The organism is Kribbella polygonati (assembly GCF_050320105.1).
Lineage (GTDB): Bacteria > Actinomycetota > Actinomycetes > Propionibacteriales > Kribbellaceae > Kribbella.
On sequence record NZ_CP190129.1, the window covers coordinates 1,819,153 to 1,843,631 of the forward strand.

18 protein-coding genes are annotated in these 24,479 nt (G+C 69.1%); 8 read left to right on the forward strand and 10 right to left on the reverse strand.

Annotation, left to right across the window (positions count from 1 at the left end; translation table 11 throughout):
• Positions 1-33: 33 nt before the first annotated feature.
• A complete protein-coding gene (locus tag ACQHIV_RS08590) occupies positions 34-3,567 on the reverse strand; it encodes an NACHT domain-containing protein (RefSeq protein ID WP_427892940.1) in 3,534 nt (1,177 codons plus the stop codon).
• A 150-nt stretch (positions 3,568-3,717) separates the two neighbouring features.
• On the opposite strand from ACQHIV_RS08590, the gene ACQHIV_RS08595 reads away from it, so the two are divergent.
• From ACQHIV_RS08595 to ACQHIV_RS08605, 3 genes are read left to right on the forward strand one after another with little or no spacing between them, the layout of a single operon-like run.
• Positions 3,718-4,551: an MIP/aquaporin family protein gene (locus ACQHIV_RS08595; RefSeq protein ID WP_380193123.1), complete on the forward strand. Its 834-nt coding sequence runs from the start codon at positions 3,718-3,720 to the stop codon at positions 4,549-4,551.
• A gap of 36 nt (positions 4,552-4,587) precedes the next feature.
• Positions 4,588-6,105, forward strand: a complete 1,518-nt coding sequence (gene glpK / locus ACQHIV_RS08600) for a glycerol kinase GlpK (RefSeq protein ID WP_427892941.1) — start codon at positions 4,588-4,590, stop codon at positions 6,103-6,105.
• Between the two features lie 19 nt (positions 6,106-6,124).
• Positions 6,125-7,837: a glycerol-3-phosphate dehydrogenase/oxidase gene (locus ACQHIV_RS08605; protein ID WP_427892942.1), complete on the forward strand. Its 1,713-nt coding sequence runs from the start codon at positions 6,125-6,127 to the stop codon at positions 7,835-7,837.
• Between the two features lie 54 nt (positions 7,838-7,891).
• Here the strand turns inward: ACQHIV_RS08605 and ACQHIV_RS08610 are convergent, their stop codons facing one another.
• The 6 genes from ACQHIV_RS08610 to ACQHIV_RS08635 all read right to left on the reverse strand — a co-directional run bounded on the left by ACQHIV_RS08610 (position 7,892) and on the right by ACQHIV_RS08635 (position 15,516).
• Entirely contained in the window at positions 7,892-8,308 is a 417-nt protein-coding gene (locus ACQHIV_RS08610) for a hypothetical protein (protein WP_427892943.1), read from the reverse strand.
• Positions 8,309-8,393: 85 nt separating this feature from the next.
• A complete protein-coding gene (gene glpK / locus ACQHIV_RS08615; protein WP_427892944.1) occupies positions 8,394-9,899 on the reverse strand; it encodes a glycerol kinase GlpK in 1,506 nt (501 codons plus the stop codon).
• A gap of 432 nt (positions 9,900-10,331) precedes the next feature.
• Positions 10,332-11,090, reverse strand: coding sequence for an IclR family transcriptional regulator (locus ACQHIV_RS08620; protein WP_427892945.1), 759 nt, complete (start codon positions 11,088-11,090; stop codon positions 10,332-10,334).
• A gap of 51 nt (positions 11,091-11,141) precedes the next feature.
• Positions 11,142-13,664 carry an ABC transporter permease gene (locus tag ACQHIV_RS08625; RefSeq protein ID WP_427892946.1) on the reverse strand — a complete coding sequence of 841 codons (2,523 nt, stop codon included), beginning with the start codon at positions 13,662-13,664 and terminating at the stop codon, positions 11,142-11,144.
• Positions 13,664-14,416: an ABC transporter ATP-binding protein gene (locus tag ACQHIV_RS08630; RefSeq protein WP_427892947.1), complete on the reverse strand. Its 753-nt coding sequence runs from the start codon at positions 14,414-14,416 to the stop codon at positions 13,664-13,666. Before ACQHIV_RS08630 ends, ACQHIV_RS08625 begins: the two co-directional genes overlap by 1 nt.
• A gap of 215 nt (positions 14,417-14,631) precedes the next feature.
• The gene (locus tag ACQHIV_RS08635) at positions 14,632-15,516 is read right to left on the reverse strand and encodes a RecB family exonuclease (protein WP_427892948.1); all 885 of its coding nucleotides are present in this window, start codon (positions 15,514-15,516) and stop codon (positions 14,632-14,634) included.
• Positions 15,517-15,625: 109 nt separating this feature from the next.
• Between ACQHIV_RS08635 and ACQHIV_RS08640 the strand changes: the two genes are divergently transcribed.
• From ACQHIV_RS08640 to ACQHIV_RS08655, 4 genes are all read left to right on the forward strand, one after another.
• Positions 15,626-16,780 carry a M50 family metallopeptidase gene (locus ACQHIV_RS08640; RefSeq protein ID WP_427892949.1) on the forward strand — a complete coding sequence of 385 codons (1,155 nt, stop codon included), beginning with the start codon at positions 15,626-15,628 and terminating at the stop codon, positions 16,778-16,780.
• A gap of 40 nt (positions 16,781-16,820) precedes the next feature.
• Positions 16,821-17,783 (forward strand): tRNA (adenine-N1)-methyltransferase, encoded by a 963-nt coding sequence (locus ACQHIV_RS08645; protein WP_427892950.1) that lies wholly within the window; start codon positions 16,821-16,823, stop codon positions 17,781-17,783.
• 99 nt (positions 17,784-17,882) lie between these two features.
• Complete coding sequence (gene arc / locus ACQHIV_RS08650; protein ID WP_427892951.1) at positions 17,883-19,628, forward strand: proteasome ATPase; 1,746 nt, start codon at positions 17,883-17,885, stop codon at positions 19,626-19,628.
• A gap of 137 nt (positions 19,629-19,765) precedes the next feature.
• Complete coding sequence (locus ACQHIV_RS08655) at positions 19,766-20,113, forward strand: hypothetical protein (protein ID WP_427892952.1); 348 nt, start codon at positions 19,766-19,768, stop codon at positions 20,111-20,113.
• Here the strand turns inward: ACQHIV_RS08655 and ACQHIV_RS08660 are convergent.
• From ACQHIV_RS08660 to ACQHIV_RS08670, 3 genes are all read right to left on the reverse strand, one after another.
• Positions 20,110-20,985 carry a hypothetical protein gene (locus tag ACQHIV_RS08660; RefSeq protein ID WP_427892953.1) on the reverse strand — a complete coding sequence of 292 codons (876 nt, stop codon included), beginning with the start codon at positions 20,983-20,985 and terminating at the stop codon, positions 20,110-20,112. The genes ACQHIV_RS08655 and ACQHIV_RS08660 overlap by 4 nt on opposite strands.
• Entirely contained in the window at positions 20,982-21,566 is a 585-nt protein-coding gene (locus ACQHIV_RS08665; protein WP_427892954.1) for an RNA polymerase sigma factor, read from the reverse strand. The genes ACQHIV_RS08660 and ACQHIV_RS08665 overlap by 4 nt, the downstream gene beginning before the upstream one ends.
• A 72-nt stretch (positions 21,567-21,638) precedes the next feature.
• Positions 21,639-22,865, reverse strand: a complete 1,227-nt coding sequence (locus ACQHIV_RS08670; protein WP_427892955.1) for a phosphotransferase — start codon at positions 22,863-22,865, stop codon at positions 21,639-21,641.
• A 73-nt stretch (positions 22,866-22,938) separates the two neighbouring features.
• Here ACQHIV_RS08670 and dop point away from each other — a divergent pair, with 73 nt between their 5' ends.
• A complete protein-coding gene (dop, locus tag ACQHIV_RS08675; protein ID WP_427892956.1) occupies positions 22,939-24,459 on the forward strand; it encodes a depupylase/deamidase Dop in 1,521 nt (506 codons plus the stop codon).
• Positions 24,460-24,479 lie beyond the last annotated feature (20 nt).

The window sequence follows — 24,479 nt, forward strand, 5'->3', positions numbered from 1 at the left end:
GCTCGATGGTTGGCACGACGTTCCCGGGCCCACTCAGCGTTTGCTCAGCTTCGCGTACTCCCGTAGTGCCGCGAGTTGGTCGTCTCCGCCCTCCGTTCGTACGCCTCGGCTGCCCAGGTAGCTCTCGAGGAAGCCGCCGTCGTTCTGCCTCCAGGTGGTGGCAACGTAGAGCGCATCCTCCGGTGCGATGCTCTCGAGCGCCGGATCGTCGAGCTCGTCGAGGATCCGGGGGACGGCGTGCTGAGATGTCCAGTGAGCTGGTCGCTCGACCCGCAGGTAGGTGAGGAACTCAGGAGTGAAGTAGGTGTGGGCGCACGCGACCAGCTCACCGTCCGCCAGCTGACGGTCCAGGTCGAGCCGGATGCGCTGCAGGGCTTCTCGCTCGCCGCCGGACGCGTTCTGCTCGGCACGCCAGAAGAGGGCGACGACGGTCGGCGCGATTTCCGGATCCACTGCGTAGAGGTGCTCGCGGAGCCCAGGCACCTCGTCGAGCAGGGCGGGGTGACATACAGTGATCGCCGCCAGCTCGACTTCGTAGCCGGTCGTTGTCGGCGGTGGGAACGCATGTGCCAGCAGGGCCGCGATCTCCCGGCGCGGAAGGTGCGGAGCTGCCCGTGAGAGCAGCATGACGATCGCCCGCTTGACGTTCCCGTTGATCGTCCTCTGACCCGACAGTGCCTCGAGAAGCTGGGCGTACCACCCGTTGTCGTAGGGCAGCATGCGTGCGAAATGTGGTGTCCCCGCGCTGCCGAAGTGAATGATCGCGATTCTTGTCATCGCCAGCAGGTCGGCTTCTCGCCATGGCTCGGTCACGGCGTGTGTGCCGACGCCTCCGATCATCAGCGCGACTTGCAGACCACGATCTCCGAGGAGTTCCGCCTCGTTGACGGCCGGATCACTCGTCCCCGAACGTCGCAGGCACAGGCACTGCTCCCACCAGGGCCGTGGCTCGTCGAAACCGTCGACCCCGAGGGTCTCCATCACGGTGAACCAGGCCGCGACATCCATGCCGGCGCGCCACAGATGCACCAGAGGCCGCCACCTCTCATGCGCCAGTGGACCGACGAGGCTCTTCACCGGAACCGGCGCATAGTCCAGATCGACGCGCAGCAGGGTGAGGTTCGCGGTGTAGCACGCACGGTGGCGGACGGGGTCGTACGGAACGGGCGTGTAGAGATGGTCTCCGAGGTCGGGTCTGGTCAACTCGCGCTGCAGAAGATCGGCGGTAGTGGCGAAAAGGGCTGCCTGCTGCTCCTCCGGCAGGCGCCGTCCGAGTTCGCAGACGAAGTCCAGGATCGGCTGGCGGGTGCTGAGGGGCTGATGGCTCAGCAGCCGTCGGAGGAGTTGGTCGTCCAGGCCGCCGGGGTGGGGAAGCGCTGCTTCGAGTTCGCGGTGCCGCATCAGCTGGGTCAGTAACTGCACAACGAGCTCCGCGACCAGGAACTCGCCGAATGTGGCATGCAGGAACTCGTACGCGTTGAGTTGTTCCCGATCGGCCCTCGCGTTGTGGACGAACATGAACTCGCCGAGGACCCTGTCGGCAGCGCTCAGCGCCTGTCCCCGTGGAGCCGCGTCGGAGGTCGGCTCCAGCGCCGCGAGATCCGCGTCGAGCTCGGCATCGCTGATGTGCTGACGGCCGCGGTTGAACATCCCGAAGGCCGCGTATTGCAGCCGCCGTCGTTGCTGACGCCGCAGTAGTCCCTGCTCGTCCGCGTCTTGTCCCGGCGCGGCCTTCTCGGTGACCTGCCTGCTGATGAACCTGTCGAGGATGCGCTCGTACAGCTCACTCTGGGTCAGCTCCGTGGGGCCGAGTGTGCCGGTGCCCAGCTCGGCGAGATACACCGCGAGCATCAGCAGGAGCAACGGCTGGCGTGCCAGGTCGGCGACTTCTTGGGATGCGGTCAGCGCCGCGACGTCGAGCGGCGCGAAGTCCGGCACGGCGGCGTGGGCGGCGTTCCAGGCGGTCAGCCAAGCTTCGATTCGCGGGGTGTCGAACTCGAGCAGCTTGATCATCCGCGTACCTGGGGGAATCTCGGCGCGATCGGCCACCACGGTGCGTGAGGTGACGACAACCGCCGTCGGGCGATGGAGCGTCCGCTCGCGCTTCATGAACGTTGCGATCTTCGTCAGGTACGCCGACTGTGACATTCCGGTGGCCTGGATCAGCTCGTCGAACCCGTCGAGAAGCACGACCAGTCGGCTTTGGTGCGTGCAAGGGACGTCGTCCAGCCGGCATCCCGCGCACGGAGCGCATTCCTCGCGGAGACTGTCCAGGTCGGCGCCTGGACGTTGCAGGACCCGGCGCAGCTCCTTGTCGATCTGTGTGGGCAGATCGTCATCGGGATTGACCGAACGCAGTGGAATCCGGACAACCACGAACGACTCGGCGGGCAGCTGAGCCGCTAGTACCTCGGTCAGCAGCGACTTCCCGGCGCCAGGGTGTCCGAGCAGCAGCAGCGGCAGCAAGGTGCCGCTCGGACTCGCGAGGTAGCCCGCGAGGAAGTCGACGAGCGATGAGTACTCCGGCTGCTCGGACCACCAGTCCTCGTCGGTGGGGCGCGAGCGTTCCTCCGCGACAGCGTGCCGAAAAGCCGGCTCGACAAACCCGTCACGGACCGTTGGCGATGCGACTGTTTGCAGCCGGGAGCGGAGCAACGGCTCGTCCAGCACTTCCTGTGCTACACGCGTCAGTTGCCGGCGATAGGTGTTGCCTGGGACCTGGGTGCCGGTGACGGCGACCGACAGCAGTTCCTGGAGGTCGCCGAGCGCGGTCGTTTGTGCCTCGGCCAGCCTCCTGGCTTCGTGGCGGGTTGCGGCGATCTCGTTGAGCGTGAGCCAAAGTGCGAACGGCTCGGACGGTGCGAGCTCGAGCATCCGGCTGCGGTACAGGCCGACCGAGTGGTCGACGATCGTGCTCGGCCAGCCGCTCGGCGTGGTGATCCGGCCCCAGGCCTCGAGTCCGGTGAAGAAGTCGCGGCAGCGGGTCGAGAGGCGTTGGTAGTACGGCCGGAGATGCTGGTCGATGTTCTCGTCGAGTCCGAGGCGCGGCGACGAGAGCGGCACAGCAACGTCGAGCAGCCGGTCGGGCTCCGCGGGCGCCTCGGCGATCAGACGGTTCTTCTCCGCATCGGTGAGCTCGAGCTGGCGATATGCCTCACCGAGAACCGCGGACACCGAGTCGAAGAACGAGGAGACGACAGTCACGGTGTGGGCAGCCGCGATCAGCTGGAGCTGGTCGGCAGTCTTGGTGTCGCGGAGGAGTTGCGTGACCTTGCTGACGAGCGGTGTCAGCAGGCTGACCGCCTCGTTCTTCGGGTCGGCGAGAGCCAGCCAGGCGGCTGCGGTCATGCCGGCGATCGGGCCGCCCGTCGCTGCGGCGGTGGCGGTGCCGGCAAACAAGGCGGTACCGAAGACCTTGTCGAGCACGGACCGGGTCCGACGGTCGGGATCGAGCAGGTCGATGGCACCTTGGAAGGTGTACGGCGACAGTGGCACAGGCGGCGCTTCCTCGAGCGGGCGGACGCGGAGAGCTAACCGTATCGCTCTCGGTGACAGCCTGATGGCCACGCTGGAGTGATCAATCGATCACCGAGTGTCGCAACCTGTGCTCCAACGCCCTCCGTTCGACAATGTCGAACGGAGGGCGTTGTTCCGCGCGGAGTTCGCTCTTACATTCCAGCCAGCCGTGGTCGTCACGGCGAGGAAGGGAGGTTCGGTATGGCTACGACCGAGACGGTCAAGGCGAAGACCCTTCTGGGGGAGTGTTCCGCCGAGTTCCTGGGCACGTTCATCCTGATCCTGTTCGGTGTCGGCGTGGTGGCACAGGTGGTGGCCGGCGGGATCGGCAACCACGACTCGATCGCGTGGGCCTGGGGGCTGGGCGTCACGCTGGGGATCTACGTTGCGGGCCGGATGACCGGCGCGCACCTCAATCCGGCGGTCACGATCGCGCTGGCGGCGTTCCGCGGGTTCAGCTGGCGGAAGGTGGCGCCGTACGCGCTGGCGCAGTTCCTCGGGGCGTTCGCGGCGGCGCTGGTGGTCCGCTGGAACTACACCGAGGCCCTGAATAAGTTCGACCCGGGCCTGACCCGGAAGAGCCAGATCGTGTTCTCGACGCTGCCCGGCAACGGCGCGGACATCGGCGTACATCTGTGGGGCGGCTTCCGCGACCAGATCATCGGTACGGCGATCCTGATGCTGCTGATCCTCGCCATCACCGACCTGCGCAACACCGCCCCGGCCGCGAACCTGACGCCGTTCATCGTTGGTCTGGTCGTGGTCGGCATCGGCATGGCGTGGGGTACGAACGCCGGCTACGCGATCAACCCGGCCCGTGACTTCGGCCCGCGGCTGGCGTCCTTCATCACCGGGTACGGCGGGGCGTTCAAGGACCAGTTCGGCGAGGTCTACTTCTGGGTACCGATAGTGGCGCCGATCCTGGGCGCGCTGCTCGGCGCGCTGATCTACGACCAGCTGGTCGGCCGCTTCCTGCCGATCGCGGACGAGGACGAGGAACCGGGGCGCATCCCTGAGGAGGACACGACCGCATGATGTATCCCCTGTGTTTGTGTGAGGAAAGGACTTTCCATGGCTGACTTCGTCGGTGCCGTCGACCAGGGCACCACGAGCACCCGCTTCATGATCTTCGACCACTCCGGCAACGAGGTGGGCATCCACCAGCTGGAGCACGAGCAGATCCTGCCGCAGGCCGGCTGGGTCGAGCACAACCCGGTGGAGATCTGGGAACGCACCAGCGCGGTGATCCGGACCGCGATGAACGCCAAGGGCCTGCAGGCCAGCGACCTGGCGGCGCTCGGCATCACCAACCAGCGCGAGACCGCGGTGGTGTGGAACCGCAAGACCGGCCGACCGTACTACAACGCGATCGTCTGGCAGGACACCCGGACCGACCGGATCGCCTCCGCGCTGGAGCGCGAGGGCAAGGGCGACGTGATCCGGCAGAAGGCCGGTCTGCCGCCGGCGACGTACTTCTCGGCCGGCAAGGTGCAGTGGATCCTGGAGAACGTCGACGGCGTCCGCGAGGCTGCCGAGGCGGGGGACGCGGTCTTCGGCAACACCGACACCTGGCTGCTGTGGAACCTGACCGGCGGCACCGAGGGCGGCGTACACATCACCGACGTCACCAACGCCAGCCGGACCATGCTGATGAACCTCGAGACGCTCGACTGGGACGACGAGCTGATCAGCTTCTTCAACATCCCGCGCTCGATGCTGCCCGAGATCCGGCCGTCGTCGGACCCGAACAAGTACGGCGAGACGCTGGCGAACGGTCCGCTCGGCGGCGTCGTGCCGCTCACCGGCGACCTCGGCGACCAGCAGGCGGCGACCGTCGGGCAGGTGTGCTTCAACCCTGGTGAAGCGAAGAACACCTACGGCACCGGCAACTTCATGCTGCTGAACACCGGTACCGAGCTGGTCCGCTCGAAGGCCGGCCTGCTCAGCACGATGTGTTACAAGTTCGGCGACGAGGCCCCGGTGTACGCGCTGGAGGGCTCGATCGCGGTGACCGGGTCCGCGGTGCAGTGGCTGCGCGACCAGCTCGGCATCATCTCCGGTGCCGCGGAGATCGAGACGCTGGCCAAGCAGGTCGAGGACAACGGCGGCGTGTACTTCGTCCCCGCGTTCTCCGGCCTGTTCGCGCCGTACTGGCGGTCCGACGCCCGCGGTGCGATCGTCGGGCTGTCCCGGTTCAACACCAACGCCCACCTGGCGCGCGCGACACTGGAAGCGATCTGCTACCAGAGCAAGGACGTCTCGGACGCGATGGAGAAGGACTCCGGCGTGAAGCTGGACGTCCTGAAGGTGGACGGCGGCGTGACGGCGAACGAGCTGGCCATGCAGATGCAGGCCGACGTCCTCGGCGTACCGGTGAGCAAGCCGGTCGTCGCGGAGACCACCGCGCTCGGGGCGGCGTACGCGGCCGGGCTCGCCGTGGGCTTCTGGAAGAACAAGGACGAGCTGGTCCAGAACTGGAACGAGGACAAGCGGTGGGAGCCGCAATGGACCGACGAGCAGCGCGCTCAGGGGTACGCCGGATGGCAGAAGGCCGTCCAGCGCACGCTTGACTGGGTCGACGTCGACTGATCAGGAAGGAACGACAACTGTGGCTGTAGTGGCTCTGTCACCGCAAGCAAGGGCCGACGCGATCGACGCGCTGGCGGACGGACGCGAACTGGACGTCCTGGTGATCGGTGGCGGGGTGGTCGGCACCGGATCGGCGCTCGACGCCGCCACCCGCGGCCTGACCACCGGACTGCTGGAGGCCCGCGACTTCGCGAGCGGCACCTCCAGCAGGTCCAGCAAGCTGATCCACGGCGGCCTGCGCTACCTGGAGATGCTCGACTTCCGGCTCGTGCACGAGGCGCTGCAGGAGCGCGGGCTGCTCCTGCAGCGGATCGCACCGCACCTGGTGAAGCCGGTGCCGTTCCTGTACCCGCTCCAGCACCGCTGGTGGGAGCGGTTCTACGCCGGCGCCGGCGTCGCGCTGTACGACGGGATGGCGGTCAGCTCGGGCCTCGGCGCCGGGCTGCCGATCCACCGGCACCTGACCCGGCGCGGGGCGATGCGGCTGGTCCCGTCGCTGAAGAAGTCCGCCCTGGTCGGCGCGCTGCAGTACTACGACGCGCAGGTCGACGACGCGCGGCACACGATGGAGCTCGCCCGTACGGCGGCGTCGTACGGCGCGCTGGTCGCGAACCGGGTGAAGGTCACCGGGTTCCTCCGGCAGGGCGAGCGGGTCACCGGTGTCCAGGCGAAGGACCTGGAGAGCGGACGGGAGTTCGAGGTCCGCGCGAAGCAGGTCGTGAACGCGACCGGGGTGTGGACCGACGACACCCAGGCGATGGTGGGGGAGCGCGGGCAGTACCACGTGCGCGCGTCCAAGGGCATCCACCTCGTCGTACCGAAGGACCGGATCCAGTCCAGCACCGGGATGATCCTGCGGACCGAGAAGTCCGTGCTGTTCATCATCCCGTGGGGCCGGCACTGGCTGATCGGTACGACGGACACCGACTGGCGGCTGGACAAGGCGCATCCGGCGGCGACGAGTAAGGACATCGAGTACCTGCTCGACCACGTGAACGCCGTACTGACGACGCCGCTGACCCGGGAGGACGTCGAGGGCGTGTACGCCGGGCTGCGGCCGCTGCTGGCGGGGGAGTCGGAGAGTACGTCGAAGCTGTCCCGCGAGCACGTCGTCGCGCACAGCGCCCCCGGTCTCGTGGTGGTTGCCGGCGGCAAGTACACGACGTACCGGGTGATGGCGAAGGACGCCATCGACGCGGTCGCCGACGCGCTCGACGGGCGGGTGCCGCGGAGCGTCACGAAGAACATCCCGCTGGTCGGCGCCGACGGGTACCAGGCGCTGTGGAACCAGCGCCAGCTGATCGCGCAGCGCTCGGGGCTGCACGTGGCCCGGATCGAGCACCTGCTCAACCGGTACGGCGCCCTCGTCGACGAAGTACTCGAACTGGTCGCCGAGGATCCGTCGCTGGGCGAGCAGTTGCCCGGCACCCAGGACTACCTGAAGGCCGAGATCGTGTACGGCGCCAAGGCCGAAGGCGCCCGGCACCTCGACGACGTACTGGCCCGCCGTACCCGGATCTCGATCGAGGCCTGGGACCGCGGCGTCGCCGCGGCCGAGGCCGCCGCCCGGCTGATCGCCCCGGTCCTCGGCTGGGACGAGCAGACCATCGAACGCGAGGTCGCCTTCTACCTGAAGCGCGTCCAGTCCGAACGCGACTCCCAGGACCAGCCCGACGACGAATCCGCCGATAAGGTCCGCCTCGAGGCCCCGGACATCGTCTCGCCCGCCTGAGCCCGCCGGATCGGAGGGCTCCGGTGAGATCCGGAGCCCTCTGCCCGTGCGTGATCAGTTCCAGTACTGCCAGACCTTGGCCACTCCGATGTAGCTGTTGTGGCGCGCCGTCACTCTGACGTACACCGACGACTTGCTCTGAGTCATCCACGGTGTGCAGTACGACCTGGTGTTGCCGTGATAGTTGCGGCTGGTGAAGAAGGCGATGTGACTCGAGCTGTAGCGCAGAGAGACGTTCCAGCCGCCGCCGTGGATCTCCTTGTAGCCGGAGATCGACACGCAGGCCCGATAGTTCTTGTTCGGGGTGTGGCTCGGGGTTGATCGCCAGAGAGTGACCCCCGTGTACTTGCTTCCGATCCCCGCGAGGACAGTGGGCCCCGCGGACGACGCACTTGCTACCGGGATGAACGCGACCTGCGTGGCTGCAACGAGTCCGACGCCGGTGACGAGGGCGAACGCCAATCTTTTCACGACTGATCTCCTTCGCGGTCTGCGTCCGCCGTGTGTGGCGAACTCAGACAGAGACGAGTCAGTGTCGCCCTGTGTGACACGTTCGCTAAAGCTCCTGGTCCTCGGGGCGAATCCAGTTGAAGGTGCGCTGGACGGCGGCCTGCCAGTTCGCGTACTCGGTGGCGCGGCGGGCCGGGTCCATGTGCGGCATCCACTGGCCGGCCCGGTGCCAGTTGCTGCGGAGGCCTTCGAGGTCCGGCCAGTACCCGACCGCGAGGCCGGCGGCGTACGCGGCGCCCAGCGACACCGTCTCGGTGACCATCGGCCGGACCACGCGGACGTCCAGCAGGTCGGCGAGGAACTGCATCAGCAGGTTGTTCGCCGTCATCCCGCCGTCGACCTTCAGCGCGGTCAGCGCGATCCCGGAGTCCGCGTTCATCGCGTCCACCACCTCGAGCGTCTGGAACCCGGTGGCTTCCAGCACCGCCCGGGCGAGGTGACCCTTGGTGATGTACCCGGTCAGCCCGGCGATCACCCCGCGGGCCTCACTGCGCCAGTGCGGTGCGAACAACCCCGAGAACGCCGGCACGATGTACGCGCCGCCGTTGTCGTCGACGGTCCGCGCCAGCGTCTCGATCTCGGCCGCGGTGTGGATCATCCCGAGCCCGTCGCGGAACCACTGGACCAGCGACCCGGTGACCGCCATCGACCCTTCGAGCGCGTACGACGCGGCGTGGTCGCCGATCTGGTACGCGACCGTCGTCAGCATCCCGTGCTTGGACCGGACGATCTCCTGCCCGGTGTTCATCAACAGGAACGACCCGGTCCCGTACGTGCACTTCGCCTCGCCCGGGCTGAAGCACGTCTGCCCGAACAGCGCCGCCTGCTGATCGCCCAGCGCGGCGCCGATCCGGACCCCCGGGAGCACCTCGGTCGCGGTCGCGAACACGCCCGACGACGGGCGGATCTCCGGCAGGATCGCCCGCGGTACGTCGAACGCCGCGAGCAGTTCGTCGTCCCAATCAAGCGTTTCGATGTTCATCAGCATCGTCCGGCTGGCGTTGGTGACGTCGGTGACGTGCAGGCCGTTCGTGAAGTTCCAGATCAGCCAGGTCTCCATGGTGCCGAACAGGATCTCGCCGCGCTCGGCCCGCTGCCGCAGACCGGGCGTGTGGTCGAGCATCCAGCGGATCCGCGGCGCCGAGAAGTACGTCGTCAACGGCAGCCCGCAGCGATCCGCGAACCGGTCCGGGCCGGCGTCGCCCGCGAGCTCGGTGACCAGCCGGTCGGTCCGGGTGTCCTGCCAGACCACCGCATGCCCGATCGGCCGGCCCGTGGCGCGGTCCCAGAGCAGGCTCGTCTCCCGCTGATTGGTGATGCCGATGGCAACGACCTGCGACGGATCGGCCCCGATCTGCCGGATCGCCGCCGGCACCACCCGGCTCACGTTCCGCCAGATCTCCTCCGCGTCGTGCTCCACCCACCCCGGCCGCGGGAACAACTGCCGATGCTCCCGCTGCGCCACCGACACCAACCGCCCCCGCCGATCGAACAGGATGCACCGACTCGAGTTCGTCCCCTGATCCACCGCCGCCACATACTGCTCAGCCATCAGTCCCCCTCACCCACGGACCCCCAGGCCACCAAACCCCACCCAACCACGACACCCACCCGCGTAGCGCACGCCACTCCAACACATTGTGATGGCCTGGGGCCCCGCCAAACCCGCGCGCCGCAGCAGCCCGTGCTGCGGCCAAGCCCTCCACCGCGGCGATGCGCGCTGCGCCGAGTTCCGATGGCGTGCGGTGCGCGCTGGGGCGGGGTGTGGTGATGGAGCGGTGCGTGGTGGGCCGGGGCGTGGTGGGGCGGTGTGCCCGCTGGGGCCGGGGCGTGGTGGGGCGGTGTGCCCGCTGGGGCCGGGGTGCGGTGATGGAGGGGTGCGTGGTGCGGCGGAGTGTGGTGGTGAGGGGTGCGCGGTGGCGCCGGGTGTGGTGGTGGAGGGGGTGCGTCGTGGGGCGGGGTGTGGTGGTGGGGCGGCGGGGTGTCATGCGTCGTCTCGGAGGTCTCGGGCGATGGCTTCGGCGGTGGCTCGGACCATGGTGATGAGGTCTTCGCGGTGGCGGAGGCGGCTGTCGCAGATTCGTTCGATTCGGCCGGTGAGGCCGACGGCGCCGACGACCAGGCCGCCGAGCCCGCGGATCGGGGCCGCGATACTCGCCAGCTCGACGGTGTGCTCCTCGAACTCGGTCGCCCACCCGCGCGCCCGCACCCCCGCCAGTTCCTCGCCCAGGCGACCCGGGTCGGTGATCGTCCGCGTGGTGAACGCCTCCAGCGCCCGCGGCCGCGCCGCACCGCTCGTGTCGTACGCGAGCACCGCCTTGCCCAGCGCGGTCGCATGCGGCGGCAACGTCGTACCGACGTCCAGGTCCTGGTCGCTGTCGTCCGGCCGGAACACGTGGTGGACGACCTCCACCTTCCCCTCCACGAGCCGCCCGACCCGCACCACCTCACCGCTGCGCGACGCCAGCGAGTCCGCCCAGTTGATCGCCCGGCTGCGCAGCTCGTTCGGATCCAGGTAACTCTCACCCAGCCGCCCGAACGCGTCACTGAGGTGGTAGTGCGCCCCACTCCGGTCCTGGTCGACGAATCCGACCTGATGCAACGTCCGCAGAATCCCGTGCACCGTCGGCTTCGCCAGCCCGAGCGCGTTCGCGAGATCCGCCACCCCCAGCCCCTCAGGCGCGGCGGCGAGCAGTCGCAGCACCGCCGCGGCCCGCTCGATCGACTGCACGGTGCCCGGCACACCGGCAGGCTACCTGTGAATCACTGGTCTGGCTCCACCTCAGAGCGCGTCTCACTCGGACGCGATCGCCCGCAACACATCCAACCGAGCCGCCCGCCGAGCCGGCCACACCGCCGCCAGCACCCCGAACCCAACCGCAACCAGCACCGCAACGACCAACTGCAGCACCGGGATGTCCCGCACGGCCAGCCCGTTGTCCACCAACGTCGACTGAATCGAGGCCGCCACGACAACACCGATCACCAGTCCCAGCAGCGAGCCGAGCAGGGTGATCGCGATCGACTCCGCCTGCAGCATCCGGCCGAGCTGGCGTCGGTCTGTCCCGATCGCACGCAACAGCCCGATCTCGCGCGTCCGCTCGACCACACCGAGGGCGAGGGTGTTCACGATGCCGAGCAGAGAGATGAGGATCGCCATCGCGAGCAGGAATCCGACGCCGGCGAGTACGCCGTTCACCGGTACGCGAGCGGCCGCGGCGTACGCCTGCTGGTCACGAACCTCCAGCGTCGGGTAATCCTTGCTCAACTCGCCGAGGATCCCGGCACGGACCTGTGCTACCGCGTTGCCCTGGGCAACGTCGATGTAGAGCAGGTTGTCGGTGCCGGCGCCGCCGATCTTCTGGTACGCCGGAAGCGACAGCACGACCGCGTTCAGCAGCCTGTTCGGGGCGAGGATGCCGCCGACGGTGAGGCGGTGTGTGCCGGTGGTGGTCTTCAGCTCGAAGGTCTTGCCAATCGTGAGCTGCAGCGTCTTGGCAAGGTTCCGGGGAAGGACGGCCTGTCCGGCGTCGAGGACCGCCGCCGAGCCGGCGTCGAAGGTTGTGCTGATCGGCCCGTCGAGCGTTCCGGCGCTGACGCCGCTGACCTCTACGGTCGAGCTGCCGACCTGCGCCGGCTGCTGCCGGACCCGATGCACGGCCGCCACCCCCGGCACCTTCGAAGCCCGGTCGCCGACCTGGGAGCTGAATGCGGGCGTGTCGTCATTGGTGACGACGATGCCCGACGTGCCGAGTGCGTCGGCAATATTCTGATTGATCGACGCCTTCGCGGACGCCGCGATCACCAGCAGCCCGGCGATCAGTGACACGGAGATCATCAGCGCGGACGCGGTGGCCGACGTACGGCGGGGATTCCGCTCGGCATTCCGGCGGCCCAGGGTGACGGCTGCGCCGCGGCCGAACGGGTACATCAGCGCGCGGACGATGTACCGGCTGATCAGCGGACTGAGCATCACGACAGCAAGAACTGCGATCCCGCCGCCCAGGACCACGAGCACCGTGCCGGGCAGGCCGCCGAGACTCATTGCGGTGCCGTAGAGCAGCCCCGCCATCAGCAGCATGAAGGCGCCGATCGCGACCCGGGTCAGCAACGACCGCTCGGGCACGCCGACGTCGTCGCGCATCGCGGCGAGCGGCGGCAGCTTGCCGGCGCGCCGGGCGGCCGGAGCCGCGGCGGCGACAGTGACGCCGATGCCGAGCACGTAGCAGGTGATGATCGTGGCCGCGCTCACCTGCAGCGCGGCGGACGGAATCCTGAGCTCCAGGAGCTGGTACGCATACCGGATCGCGCCGGCGAAGCCGATCCCGAGCAGCAGCCCGATCGTCGACCCGGCGAAACCGACAACGGCGCTCTCGAGGAAGATCGTCCTGGTCACCTGGCCCCGGGACGCGCCGATCGCGCGCAGCATCGCCAGCTCCCGCGAACGCTGCGCCACGACCATCGCGAACGTGTTGACGATCAGGAACGTGCCGACGAACAGCGCCAGCCCGGCGAACAGTGCCAGTACTGTGCTGAATCCGCCGAACGTGTTGTCAAGGTCGTTCTGCCCCTCGGCGGTGACCTGCTGCGCGGTCCGTACGTTGACCGAACTGCCGACCGTCTTGGCGATCGCCTGCTGTACGGCGTTCTGGTTCGCGTCGGGCTTGAGCGACACCGAGATCGACGTCCAGCCGGGCTGCCCGAGGAGCAGGAGCTGGGCGCTTGCGCCGTCGAAGCTCACAAGTGGTGCCCCGGCCGCCACACCCGCCGCAGCCGGCGTGGTGAGTGCGGTCAGTGTCGCGGTGAGCGACCGCGCGGGCGTGACGACCCGTACCTGGTCGCCGACGTGGTACCCGGCGCGGGACGCGGTCGACTCGTCGAGGGCGAGCTGTCCGGTACCCGCCGGGGCGGTGCCGCTGAGCGGCTTGAACGGTGCGCTGCGCGGGTCCTGCGGCCACGATGCGCCGAAGCTCGTGAGGCCGTAGTTCTCGATCAGCTTCCCGTCCGGACCGAGTATCTGTACGTCGCTGACCAGGAGCTGCGGTACCGCGTCGGCGACTCCCGGCACGGTCCTGATCTGGTCGGCGACCGACGACTGGAACGTGGGCGGCCGGTCGGTGCCCGCCGCGATCGGCGACGACGGCGTGACGGTGATGTCCGCCGTGCTGACCTCGAAGTTCTTCTTCAGCGCAGTGGACAAGGTGTCGGTGAAGACCATCGCGCCTGCCGCGAAGGCGACGCCCAGGGTGACGGCGATGGTGCAGAGGACGAAGCGGAGGCGGTGGGCGAGGACGGAGCGGAGGCCTAGTTTGAACATCAGTTGGCCGGTTCGGTGGCGGGGTCGAGTTCCTTCATGCGGTCCAGGACGGATTCGGCGGTCGGGTCGAGGAGCTCGGACTGGAGTTCGCCGTCGGCGAGGAACAGGACGCGGTCGGCGTACGACGCGGCCGTCGGGTCGTGGGTGACCATGACGACGGTCTGGTGGAAGTCGCGGACGGAGCGGTGCAGGAAGGCGAGGACGTCGCCGGAGGAGCGGGAGTCGAGGTTGCCGGTGGGTTCGTCGGCGAACACGACGTCGGGGCGGGAGACCAGGGCACGGGCGCAGGCGACGCGTTGCTGCTGGCCGCCGGAGAGCTCGGACGGGCGGTGGCTGAGGCGGTCGCCGAGGCCGATCGTGTCGACGACCGTGGCCAGCCAGTCCTGGTCGGGTTTGCGGCCGGCCAGGTCGAGGGGGAGCGTGATGTTCTCCAGCGCGGACAGGGTCGGGACCAGGTTGAACGCCTGGAACACGAACCCGATCCGGTCCCGGCGGAGGTGTGTGAGCTGCTTCTCGGGGAGCGTGGTCAGGTCGACGTCGCCGAGCAGGACCTTGCCGTCGGACGGCTTGTCGAGGCCGGCGAGGCAGTGCAGCAGGGTGGACTTCCCGGAGCCGGACGGGCCCATGATCGCGGTGAACCGGCCTTTGCCGAACTCCGCGCTGACGCCTGCCAGTGCGTCCACCTGCGTCGAACCGTCGCCGTACCGCTTCCAGACCTCGATCGCCTGGACTGCCAGATCGCCCACACTCATGCGACGAACCGTATCCACCCAGGGTTCCTCCCCGGGCCTGAGCCCGGTGCTAGGGCGTGTTTCCCGACCCCACGCCTACTGCGCGGCACTCCGGCGGGCACCTCGCCTCGCCGGCGCGAAGCGCACGATGAAACCACATCGAACCCTCCGCGCCGGCGCGCCGAGGCACTCCGCCGAGCACCTGCTCGCAACGGCGTGGGATCGGGAAACACGCCCTAGCCGTCGACGGTGATCAGATCGATGCCGGCGGACTCGACCGCGACCTCCTCGACCGAGCGGGTCGGGAGGGGCGGCGGTGTGCCGCCCCAGGCGGGGCAGATCGGCTTGTGGTCGCACCAGTCGCAGAGCGGGCCGGGGCTCGGGCGCCAGTCGCCGGAGTCGAGCGCTCGGGTGATCGCGACCCAGAGCGCGGACACCTTCCGCTCGCAGGCGCGCAGGTCGGCCTCGTCGGGGACGTACCGGACGATCTCGCCGTTGCCGAGATACACCAGCTGCAGCATCGAGGGGACCACGCCGCGCAACTTCCACAGCACCAGCGCGTAGAACTTCATCTGGAACAGCGCCTTCGCCTCGAAGAACTCCGACGGCGAACGGCCGGTCTTGTAGTCGACCACCCGGATCTCACCTGTCGGCGCGACGTCGAGCCGGTCGACGTACCCGCGGAGCACGAGGCCGGAGTCCAGCGCGGTCTCGACGTACAGCTCCCGCTCGGCGGGCTCCAGTGCGTTCGGGTCCTCGAGGGTGAAGTACTTGCCGAGCAGTTGGTGCGCCTCGGCGAGCCACTTGGCCAGCTCCTCGCCGTCCGCGTCCTCCGCGAACAGCTCGCCGACCTCCGGCTCCTCCTCCAGCAGCCGCTGCCACTGCGGCTCGAGCATCGTCGCGGCCTGCTCGAGCGTCCGCTGACCGCGCGGCAGGTCGAACAACCGCTCCAGCACGGCGTGCACGACAGTCCCGCGGACCGCCGCCGGCGACGGCTTCTCGGGCAACCGGTCGACCACCCGGAACCGGTACTTGAGCGGGCAACTCATGAAGTCCGCGGCCCGGGACGGCGACAGGGCACCGCGCGGATGCGGATCGGCCTCAGCTGCTGCGACGCTCATGCCCCAAACCCTAGGCACAACCACCGACACTTCGCGCGCACCCCACCCCGGCCTGTGGAAAACCAGGGCCGTAGCACGCAGTTACCGGCCGCCAAGTAGCGTTGCCCTGATGGCTGACTCGCGCGACCCCGACAACCCCGCCCAGCCGGCCGGCCCACCGCCGCCCGGAACGTGGGTGCTCGGTCGTGTCCGCGGGATCCGGCTGACGATGCGGTTCACCTGGCTGCCGGTGGCGATGCTGCTGGCGCTCGGCTTCGCGACCATCATCGGCCAGCAGTTCCCGTCGCTCGGCGGCTGGCGGTACGTCGCCGCGTTCGCGTTCGTGGTGGCGTTCACGTTCTCGATCCTGGTGCACGAGCTCGCGCACGCGCTGATGGCGATGCGGTTCGGGATCGGGGTCACCGAGATCAACCTCGGCTTCTTCGCGGCCGGTACGCACATCGAGGGCGAGCGGAAGTCGCCGCTCGAGGAGTTCGCGGTCTCGGTCGTCGGCCCGGTCGCGTCGCTGATCGTCGGCGGGCTGGCGTACTTCGCCTCCCGCGCGTTCGACGAGGGCGTCGGGTACGTCGCGCTCTGGGAGCTCGGCATCGCGAACCTGATCGTCGGCGTCACGAACCTGCTGCCCGGCCTGCCGCTCGACGGCGGCTGGGTGCTGCGGGCAATCGTCTGGAAGCTCACCGGCAACATGCACACCGGCACCGTGGCCGCCGCCTGGGCCGGCCGGGCGCTGGCGATCCTGGTGCTGGCCGGACCGGTGATCGCCGAGCAGATCTGGGGCTGGCAGCCGTCGATCATCGACTTCGTGATCGCGCTGCTGATCGGGTTCTTCCTCTGGTCGGGCTCGACCGCGTCGTTGATGCAGGCGCGGCTGCGGCGCAAGCTCCCGGCGCTGCAGGTGCGGACGCTGGCCCGGCGCGCCGTCGCCGTACATTCCGGTACGCCGATCTCGGAGGCCGTCCGGATCGCCGGCGAGGCCCAGGCCGGCGCGGTCGTGGTGATCGACGGCGACGGCAAGCCGCACGCGCTGGTGTCGGAGTCCGCGGTCTCGGCGGTCGCACCGAACCAGCGCCCCTGGACCACGGTCAGCGAGGTTTCCACCCGGATCGGCGCGGGCCACATCATCGGCGTGAACGACACCGGAGAGGAGATCCTCGCCACACTGCGTGAGCACCCGGCGTCGGAGTACCTGGTCCTGGACGCGGCCGGCGGCGTGTACGGCGTCCTCGCGACGTCGGACGTGGAGAGGGCGTTCCGGGGCCGCTGATTACAGGGTTCCTGTGACCGAAAGTTAAGGTGAGCGCCTTATGGCTGACTTGCGCGACTTTCCCGACCAGGCGTTCTCCGGCGTCCATCACGGACCGCTACAGGAGGGCGAGTGGATCACCCTGCAGGACTCGAAGGGCCGCCGGCACTCGGTGAGGCTGGAGCGCGGCAAGGTCTTCCACACCACCAAGGGCGGGATCGAGCACGACGACCTGATCGACGGCCCGGACGCGGTCACGATCCGCTCCAAGGGCAACGTCGAGTACCTGGCGCTGCGCCCGCTGATGGCCGACTACTCGGTGTCGATGCCGCGCGGCGCCGCGGTGATCTACCCGAAGGACACCGCGCAGATCGTCACGATGGCCGACATCTTCCCGGGCGCGAAGGTGGTCGAGGCGGGCGCCGGCTCCGGCGCGCTGACGACGGCCCTGCTGCGCGCGGTCGGCATCCACGGGCAGGTCATCTCCTTCGAGCGCCGCGAGGACTTCGCCGAGGTCGCGCGGAAGAACGTCACCGGCTTCTTCGGCGGTGAGCACCCGGCGTGGCGGCTCGAGGTCGGCGACCTGGTCGAGAAGCTGAACGAGCAGGACGTGGACCGCGTCGTACTGGACATGCTCGCCCCCTGGGAGTGCGTGGACGTCGTCGCCGAGGCACTGTCGCCCGGCGGCGTGTTCTGCGCGTACGTCGCCACCACGACGCAGCTGAGCCGGGTCGTGGAGACGCTCCGGGCGCACGGCGAGTTCACCGAGCCGCGCGCGTGGGAGTCGCTCGTGCGAGACTGGCATGTAGAGGGTCTCGCCGTACGTCCAGGCCACCGGATGCAGGGGCACACGGCGTTCCTCGTGACCGCCCGGAGGATGGCTCACGGCGTCCAGGCGCCGCGGAAGAAGCGCCGTCCGGCACCGGGCGCGTACGGCGACGACTACGCCGGCCCGCGACGCGCGGAGCCGGGTACCGAAGCATCGGCGGAACAGCCGACGCGAACTTCCGGCGACATGCCGTAGGCAACCTGCTCATCCGCAACCGACACGTGATGGGATTCAGCTTGCCCGGCGAGGTTTTCTGGGTAAGGTCCATAGGGTCGAGCCCCACATGGTGAGGTGATGATCGTGGCTGGAGACGAGAGTCCTACCGCGGCAGAACTGCGTAACCAGGTCCGGTACCTGGAGGCCGAGGTCGCGGCGTTGCGACGTCGGCTGCTCGAGCACCCGGCAGACAGCCGGTCGCTCGAGAGCAGGCTGTCCGAAACCCAGGCCTCCTTGGCGAGTGTCACCGCTCAGAACGAGCGGCTGGCCGACACGCTGCGGGAGGCGCGAGAGAAGATCATCGCCCTGAAGGAGGAAGTCGACCGGCTGGCGCAACCGCCGTCCGGGTTCGGCACCTTCCTCGGACGGAACGAAGACGACACGCTCGACGTGTTCACCGGCGGCCGGAAACTCCGGGTCGCGGCGAGCCCGTCGGTGGACCTGGACGAGCTCCGGCTCGGCCAGGAACTGATGCTGAACGAAGCCCTCAACGTGGTCGAGGCCTGTGAGTTCGAGGTCGTCGGCGACGTGGTGATGCTGAAGGAGCTGCTCGCCGACGGCGAGCGGGCGCTGGTGATCGCGCAGGCGGACGAGGAACGGGTGGTGCGGCTCGCGTCGCCGCTGCTCGACGTACCGCTGCGGTCGGGCGACTCGCTGCTGCTGGAGCCCCGCTCCGGGTATGTCTACGAGAAGATCCCGAAGTCCGAGGTCGAGGAGCTGGTGCTCGAAGAGGTCCCGGACATCGACTACACCCAGATCGGCGGCCTGACCGGCCAGATCGAGCAGATTCGGGACGCGGTCGAGCTGCCGTACCTGCACAAGGACCTGTTCCTGGAGCACGAGCTCAAGCCGCCGAAGGGCGTGCTGCTGTACGGCCCGCCCGGCTGCGGCAAGACGCTGATCGCGAAGGCGGTGGCGAACTCGCTGGCCAAGAAGGTCGCCGAGCGCACCGGGGTCGCCGAGCAGAAGTCGTTCTTCCTGAACATCAAGGGCCCCGAGCTGCTGAACAAGTACGTCGGTGAGACCGAGCGGCACATCCGCCTGGTCTTCCAGCGGGCCCGCGAGAAGGCGTCCGAGGGGATGCCGGTGATCGTGTTCTTCGACGAGATGGACTCGCTGTTCCGCACCCGCGGTTCCGGTGTCTCCTCCGACGTCGAGAACACCATCGTCCCGCAGCTGCTCAGCGAGATCGACGGTGTCGAGGGCCTGGAGAACGTCCTCGTGATCGGTGCCTCGAACCGTGAGGACATGATCGACCCGGCGATCCTGCGGCCCGGCCGGCTGGACGTGAAGATCAAGATCGAGCGCCCGGACGCCGAGGCGGCCCGGGACATCTTCTCGAAGTACCTGACCGCCGGACTGCCGCTGCACACCGACGACCTGAGCGAGTTCGGCGGCGACAAGCAGGCCTGCGTGGACGGGATGATCCAGCGCACCGTCGAGCGGATGTACACCGAGGCCGACGAGAACCGGTTCCTCGAGGTCACGTACGCGAACGGTGACAAGGAGGTCCTGTACTTCAAGGACTTCAACTCGGGCGCGATGATCCAGAACATCGTCGACCGGGCGAAGAAGATGGCGATCAAGGCGTTCCTGGACGAGAACCAGAAGGGTCTGCGGGTGCAGCACCTGCTGCAGGCCTGCGTGGACGAGTTCAAGGAGAACGAGGACCTGCCGAACACCACGAACCCGGACGACTGGGCCCGGATCTCCGGCAAGAAGGGCGAGCGGATCGTCTACATCCGGACGCTCATCTCCGGCAAGCAGGGCACCGAGCCGGGCCGGTCGATCGACACCGCGACCAACACCGGGCAGTACCTGTAGCAGGCATCGATCCGCCCCCGCGACCGGCTGTGGTCGCGGGGGCGGTTCGCATTCGGGCCTGGGGTAGAGATAACCCCCGGTACGATCCGGGGGTTTCCCCCATTGGAGCGGTGCCGCGGCGGTCGTACCTTGCTGCTATGGCGACGGACGATCTGCGCAAGGACCTGCGGGCGGCGGTGGCGGCGCGGCAGGAGCTCGGCCCGGAGTACGAGGCCGAGATCATCGACGGCTTCCTGGAGAGGCTCGACCAGCGCGACCTGCACCGCCGGGCGGGGCTGCTGCCCGAGCCGGTGCCCGCCCGGCCGGTCAAGCCGGCGAGCCGCGAGACCGATCCGGGTGGGCTGGCGCTGGCGATCGTCTCGATCGTGGCCGCGATCCCGATCACCGCGATCGCGGCCAACATGATGGGCAAGACCGGCGTGCTGATCTGCTGGATCGGCCTGGTCGGCATCAACCTCGCCCGCACCATGGCCCGCCGCCGCTAACTGACGGGGATCTGCTTGCCCTCGGCGTCGAAGGCGCGGACCTCGGTCTTGAGCCGCTGGCCGACGGTGAACTTGCCGGCCGCCTGGACCTCTGTGTAGGCGAAGCCGCCCTGTACGACGCCGCTCGTCCACGGACCGGGCTTGCCGTCCAGGACGTACCGCGCCTCGACCTTCGCGACGTCCGGGTACGCCCGGTACAGCCGCCATGCCTGCAGCGTGGTGAGGTTGTTGGTGAAGTCTCCGTCCGTACTGCCGAGCGCCACCAGCCCGCGCTGCGCCGTCGGCTCGGCCCGCCAGGCCTTGTCGTCGATCCGGCCGACCGAGCCGATCGCACCGAGCTTGGCGTTCGGTGGAATGCGCGCCATGCAGAACCGGTACCCGAGCTGCGCGCTGGAGGGGGCTCCGCCCTTCGCGGGCCCGCGACCGTTGCGGGTCGTAGGCGGCTGCGAGGCGCGGGACTGAGCGATTGGTCCGTTGGTGTTCCGTGCGATCGCCACCAGCGTGGTGCTGTCGTTGGTGATGCCGCGGACGTGCCGGCTCCAGACCAGGTCAGCCGGAGCGGCCTCGTCCGGGAACAGGCATTCGGCGGTGATCTTGGCCAGGTCGGCGTTCGGCACCGGCCCGAGATCGACGCCGACCTTCGCTTCCGGTGTCGCCATACCGGCCACACCCGTATCGGGTGACTTCTGCGTGACGGCCAGCGTGCCCGCTACCACGGCGGCGACGGCGCCGACGCTGACCACCGGAGCGATCCAGCGGCGGGCTGGGTGCCGGGTGGCGGGACGGGTGCGGTCCATCAGCTGGTTGCGCATCCGGGAGCGCTCGGCGCTGGTCAGCGGTGGGACGCGCGGTGGTTCGAGATCGGTGGTCATGAGAGCTCCTCGGTGAGGGCGACCCGGGTGAGCAGGTCGGGGAAACGCTGGCGGGTGCGGTGCAGGCGGGCCTTGACGGTCCCGACCGGTACGCCGAGCGCGTCCGCGGCCTCGGCGACGGTGAGGCCGGACCAGACGACGAGCTCGAGCGTCTCGCGTTCGTGCCGGGGGAGTTTCGCGACGGCGCGCCGGATCGCCGACATCTGCCGCTCGTCGTCGAGGCGACGGGCGACGTCCGGGGCGTGGTCGTCGTGCGGGGCGGGACGCGGGAGCCGGTCGACCAGTCCGCGGAGGCGGTTCGCGGTCCGGGCCAGCGTGCGGCACTCGTTGCCGGCCACGATCAGCAGCCAGCCGCGCGCCGTCGCCCCGGTGAGCGGTCCCGGTGGATCGCGCCGGAAGCGCCGCCAGGTGCTGAGGAACGTCGCCTGGACCACGTCGTCGGCCGCACTCCACGAGGCCGTCCGGCGGAACGCGAACGCCCGTACGTCGTCCGCGTACCGGTCGAACAGCTCCCCGAGGGCGAAGTGGTCGCCGACGCGCAACCGTTCCCACAGCTCCTGGTCGGCAGATCCCGTAGCCATCGACGGCTCCGTATCGTCAGTCAGGATGATCTTCACATCAGCTAGTGACCGGACACGGGCCGGATGGTTGCATCAGAGCAGCGCCCGGATCTCGCGCAGCCCGTTCTGTACCTCGTCGGCCAGCTCGAGCCGGAGGCCGCGGTGCACGCCGTACCAGGGGGAGAGCCGCGCCCAGTCCTTCGAGCGCTCGACGAGGTCCGCGGTCGGTCGGTAGGCCTCCAGGACGCCGGCGCGGACGGCTTCCGGGGCGCCGTTCAGCGGCCAGCAGAGGTCCAGCGCGGGGTCGCCGACGACCGCGTCGGTCCAGTCGATGACGCCGGTGATCCGGCCGTCCAGCGTGAGGATGTGCTCTGGTCCGAAGTCGCAATGGATCAAGGAGGTCCGGACCTCTGCGACCCGATCCAGGAGCTGTCCGGCCTGCTCATGTACGTCGGCCGGCAGCAGCGGCAGGATCCGTTGCCGGAACTCCGCCAGTTCGGCCGTCTTCGCGGCTGCAGCGGTCGCTGCGTCGAGTGCGCCGTACGTCACGGCCTGGTCAGGGTCGACGCTGTGCAAGGCCTTCAGAAAGGCGCCCAGCGCCCGGCCGGTGGACTCGTCCCCGCCGGTCAGCCGTTCACCGAGGATCAGCAGGTGGCGTACGCCGTCCGCTGTCAGCTCGGGTACCGGTACGGGCAGCGGGAGCTGTGGCGCGAGCCAGGGGAGGAGCGTGGTCTCGGCGGCCAGTCGTGGGGCGACCTCCGGGCGGCGCGCAGCACGGTGCAGCCACGGGCCGTCGATCCAGGCGCGACTGTCCCAGCCCTCGGTGATCAGCAGGCTCCGGACGTACGCACCCAGCAGGCCGATGCTGTCGGGCATGAACTCCCACTCGTCGAACTTGGCCACCAGTTCCGCCGGCGACATCCACGCGCCCCACGCGACCTCCTCCGGCTGATGCCGCACCGGTCCGTCCCACACGCACGTGTACAGATAGGCGTGGTACTGCGTGTTCTCGTCCGCGTAGTCGCCCTCCGGCAGCCGCGTCAGCTCCACGCCGGCGATCCCGAGCTCCTCCTCGAGCTCCCGTACGACGGCGTCGAACGGGTCCTCGCCCGCCGCCACCACACCGCCCGCGGCGAAGTCGTACCGGCTCGGGTAGACGTCCTTGGTCGGCGTCCGCCGGTGCACGTAGATGTCACCGGCCGGATTCCGGACGAGGACGCCGGTCGCCGAGTGCCGGAGGTTGTCGCGGCGCATCACCGACCGCGGCGCCGAGCCGACCACCTGGTTGTCGTCGTCGAGCAGCGCCACCAGTTCGTCCACTCGCGCAGTCTCACATGTAACCCTGTGGACACAGCAACCACTTAAGTCGCCGGTACCGCGTAGGCTCGGTCGCATGAGTGTTCGGCGGATCATGGGTACCGAGACCGAGTTCGGGATCTCGGTGCCGGGCCAGCCCGGGGCGAACCCGATGCTGACCTCGAGCCAGGTGGTGAACGGCTACGCCCAGACGCAGCCGCTCGCACGCAAGACCCGGTGGGACTTCGACGAGGAGCACCCGTTACGGGACGCGCGCGGGTTCGACCTCAGCCGGGAGGTGGCCGACTCGAGCCAGCTCACCGACGAGGAGACCGGCCTGGCGAACGTGATCCTCACCAACGGCGCCCGGCTGTACGTCGACCACGCCCACCCGGAGTACTCCGCACCCGAGACCACCAACCCGCGGGACGCGGTCGTGTGGGACAAGGCCGGCGAGCTGGTGATCATGGAGGGCGCGCGCCAGGCCCGGCTGATCCCGGGTGCGCCGCAGCTGAACCTCTACAAGAACAACGTCGACAACAAGGGCGCGTCGTACGGCGCCCACGAGAACTACCTGATGCGCCGGTCCACGCCGTTCGCGTCGATCGTCCGGCACCTGACGCCGTTCTTCGTCAGCCGTCAGGTGGTCACCGGCGCCGGCCGGGTCGGGATCGGCCAGGACGGCGCCACGCACGGGTTCCAGGTCAGCCAGCGCGCGGACTACTTCGAGGTCGAGGTCGGCCTGGAGACCACGCTGAAGCGGCCGATCATCAACACCCGCGACGAGCCGCACGCGAACCCGGACCGGTACCGCCGGCTGCACGTGATCATCGGCGACGCGAACCTGTCCGAGGTCTCGACGTACCTGAAGGTCGGGACCACGTCGCTGGTGCTGGCGATGATCGAGGACGGCTGGCTGACCGACGACCTCGGCGTCGACCGGCCGGTGACCGCGCTGCACGAGGTCAGCCACGACCCGACCTGCACGCATCTGCTGACGATGAAGGACGGCCGCAAGCTCACCGCCGTCCAGTTGCAGACGGAGTACCTGGAGCAGGCCCGCAAGTACGTCGAGGACAAGTACGGCGACGACGCGGACCGGCAGACCAAGGACGTGCTGCACCGCTGGGAGCAGATCCTCGACCAGCTGGCGCTGGATCCGATGAAGCTGTCGGACCAGTTGGACTGGGTGGCGAAGTACAAACTGCTCCAGTCGTACCGCGACCGCGACGGCCTGGACTGGGACGACCCGAAGCTGCACCTGGTCGACCTGCAGTACGCCGACCTGCGCCCGGACAAGGGGCTCTATTACAAGTTGGTGAAGTCCGGGCGGATGCAGCGGATCGTCACCGACGAGGAGATCCGGATGGCGGTCGCGCACCCGCCGACCGACACCCGCGCGTACTTCCGCGGCCGCTGCATGCAGCAGTACGCGCCGCAGGTCGCGGCCGCCTCCTGGGACTCGGTGATCTTCGATCTGCCGGGCAAGGAATCGCTGCAGCGGATCCCGACGCTGGACCCGTTGCGGGGCACCAAGGCGCATGTCGGGGCACTTCTTGACCAATGCGACACCGCCAGTGACCTGGTTCGCACCATTACTGGGGGTGCGGCCGGGTAGGGTCGCTAGTGGAGGTCGAT

Excerpts from the sequence above, each read along its gene's own strand:
- ACQHIV_RS08655 (WP_427892952.1), top strand. The coding sequence starts at position 19,766 with ATGGCGACGGACGATCTGCGCAAGGACCTGCGGGCGGCGGTGGCGGCG.
- dop (WP_427892956.1), top strand. The coding sequence starts at position 22,939 with ATGAGTGTTCGGCGGATCATGGGTACCGAGACCGAGTTCGGGATCTCG.
- ACQHIV_RS08645 (WP_427892950.1), top strand. The coding sequence starts at position 16,821 with ATGGCTGACTTGCGCGACTTTCCCGACCAGGCGTTCTCCGGCGTCCAT.
- ACQHIV_RS08625 (WP_427892946.1), bottom strand. The coding sequence starts at position 13,664 with ATGTTCAAACTAGGCCTCCGCTCCGTCCTCGCCCACCGCCTCCGCTTC.
- ACQHIV_RS08640 (WP_427892949.1), top strand. The coding sequence starts at position 15,626 with ATGGCTGACTCGCGCGACCCCGACAACCCCGCCCAGCCGGCCGGCCCA.
- ACQHIV_RS08660 (WP_427892953.1), bottom strand. The coding sequence starts at position 20,985 with ATGACCACCGATCTCGAACCACCGCGCGTCCCACCGCTGACCAGCGCC.
- ACQHIV_RS08595 (WP_380193123.1), top strand. The coding sequence starts at position 3,718 with ATGGCTACGACCGAGACGGTCAAGGCGAAGACCCTTCTGGGGGAGTGT.
- arc (WP_427892951.1), top strand. The coding sequence starts at position 17,883 with ATGATCGTGGCTGGAGACGAGAGTCCTACCGCGGCAGAACTGCGTAAC.
- glpK (WP_427892941.1), top strand. The coding sequence starts at position 4,588 with ATGGCTGACTTCGTCGGTGCCGTCGACCAGGGCACCACGAGCACCCGC.
- ACQHIV_RS08635 (WP_427892948.1), bottom strand. The coding sequence starts at position 15,516 with ATGAGCGTCGCAGCAGCTGAGGCCGATCCGCATCCGCGCGGTGCCCTG.
- ACQHIV_RS08665 (WP_427892954.1), bottom strand. The coding sequence starts at position 21,566 with ATGGCTACGGGATCTGCCGACCAGGAGCTGTGGGAACGGTTGCGCGTC.
- glpK (WP_427892944.1), bottom strand. The coding sequence starts at position 9,899 with ATGGCTGAGCAGTATGTGGCGGCGGTGGATCAGGGGACGAACTCGAGT.
- ACQHIV_RS08630 (WP_427892947.1), bottom strand. The coding sequence starts at position 14,416 with ATGAGTGTGGGCGATCTGGCAGTCCAGGCGATCGAGGTCTGGAAGCGG.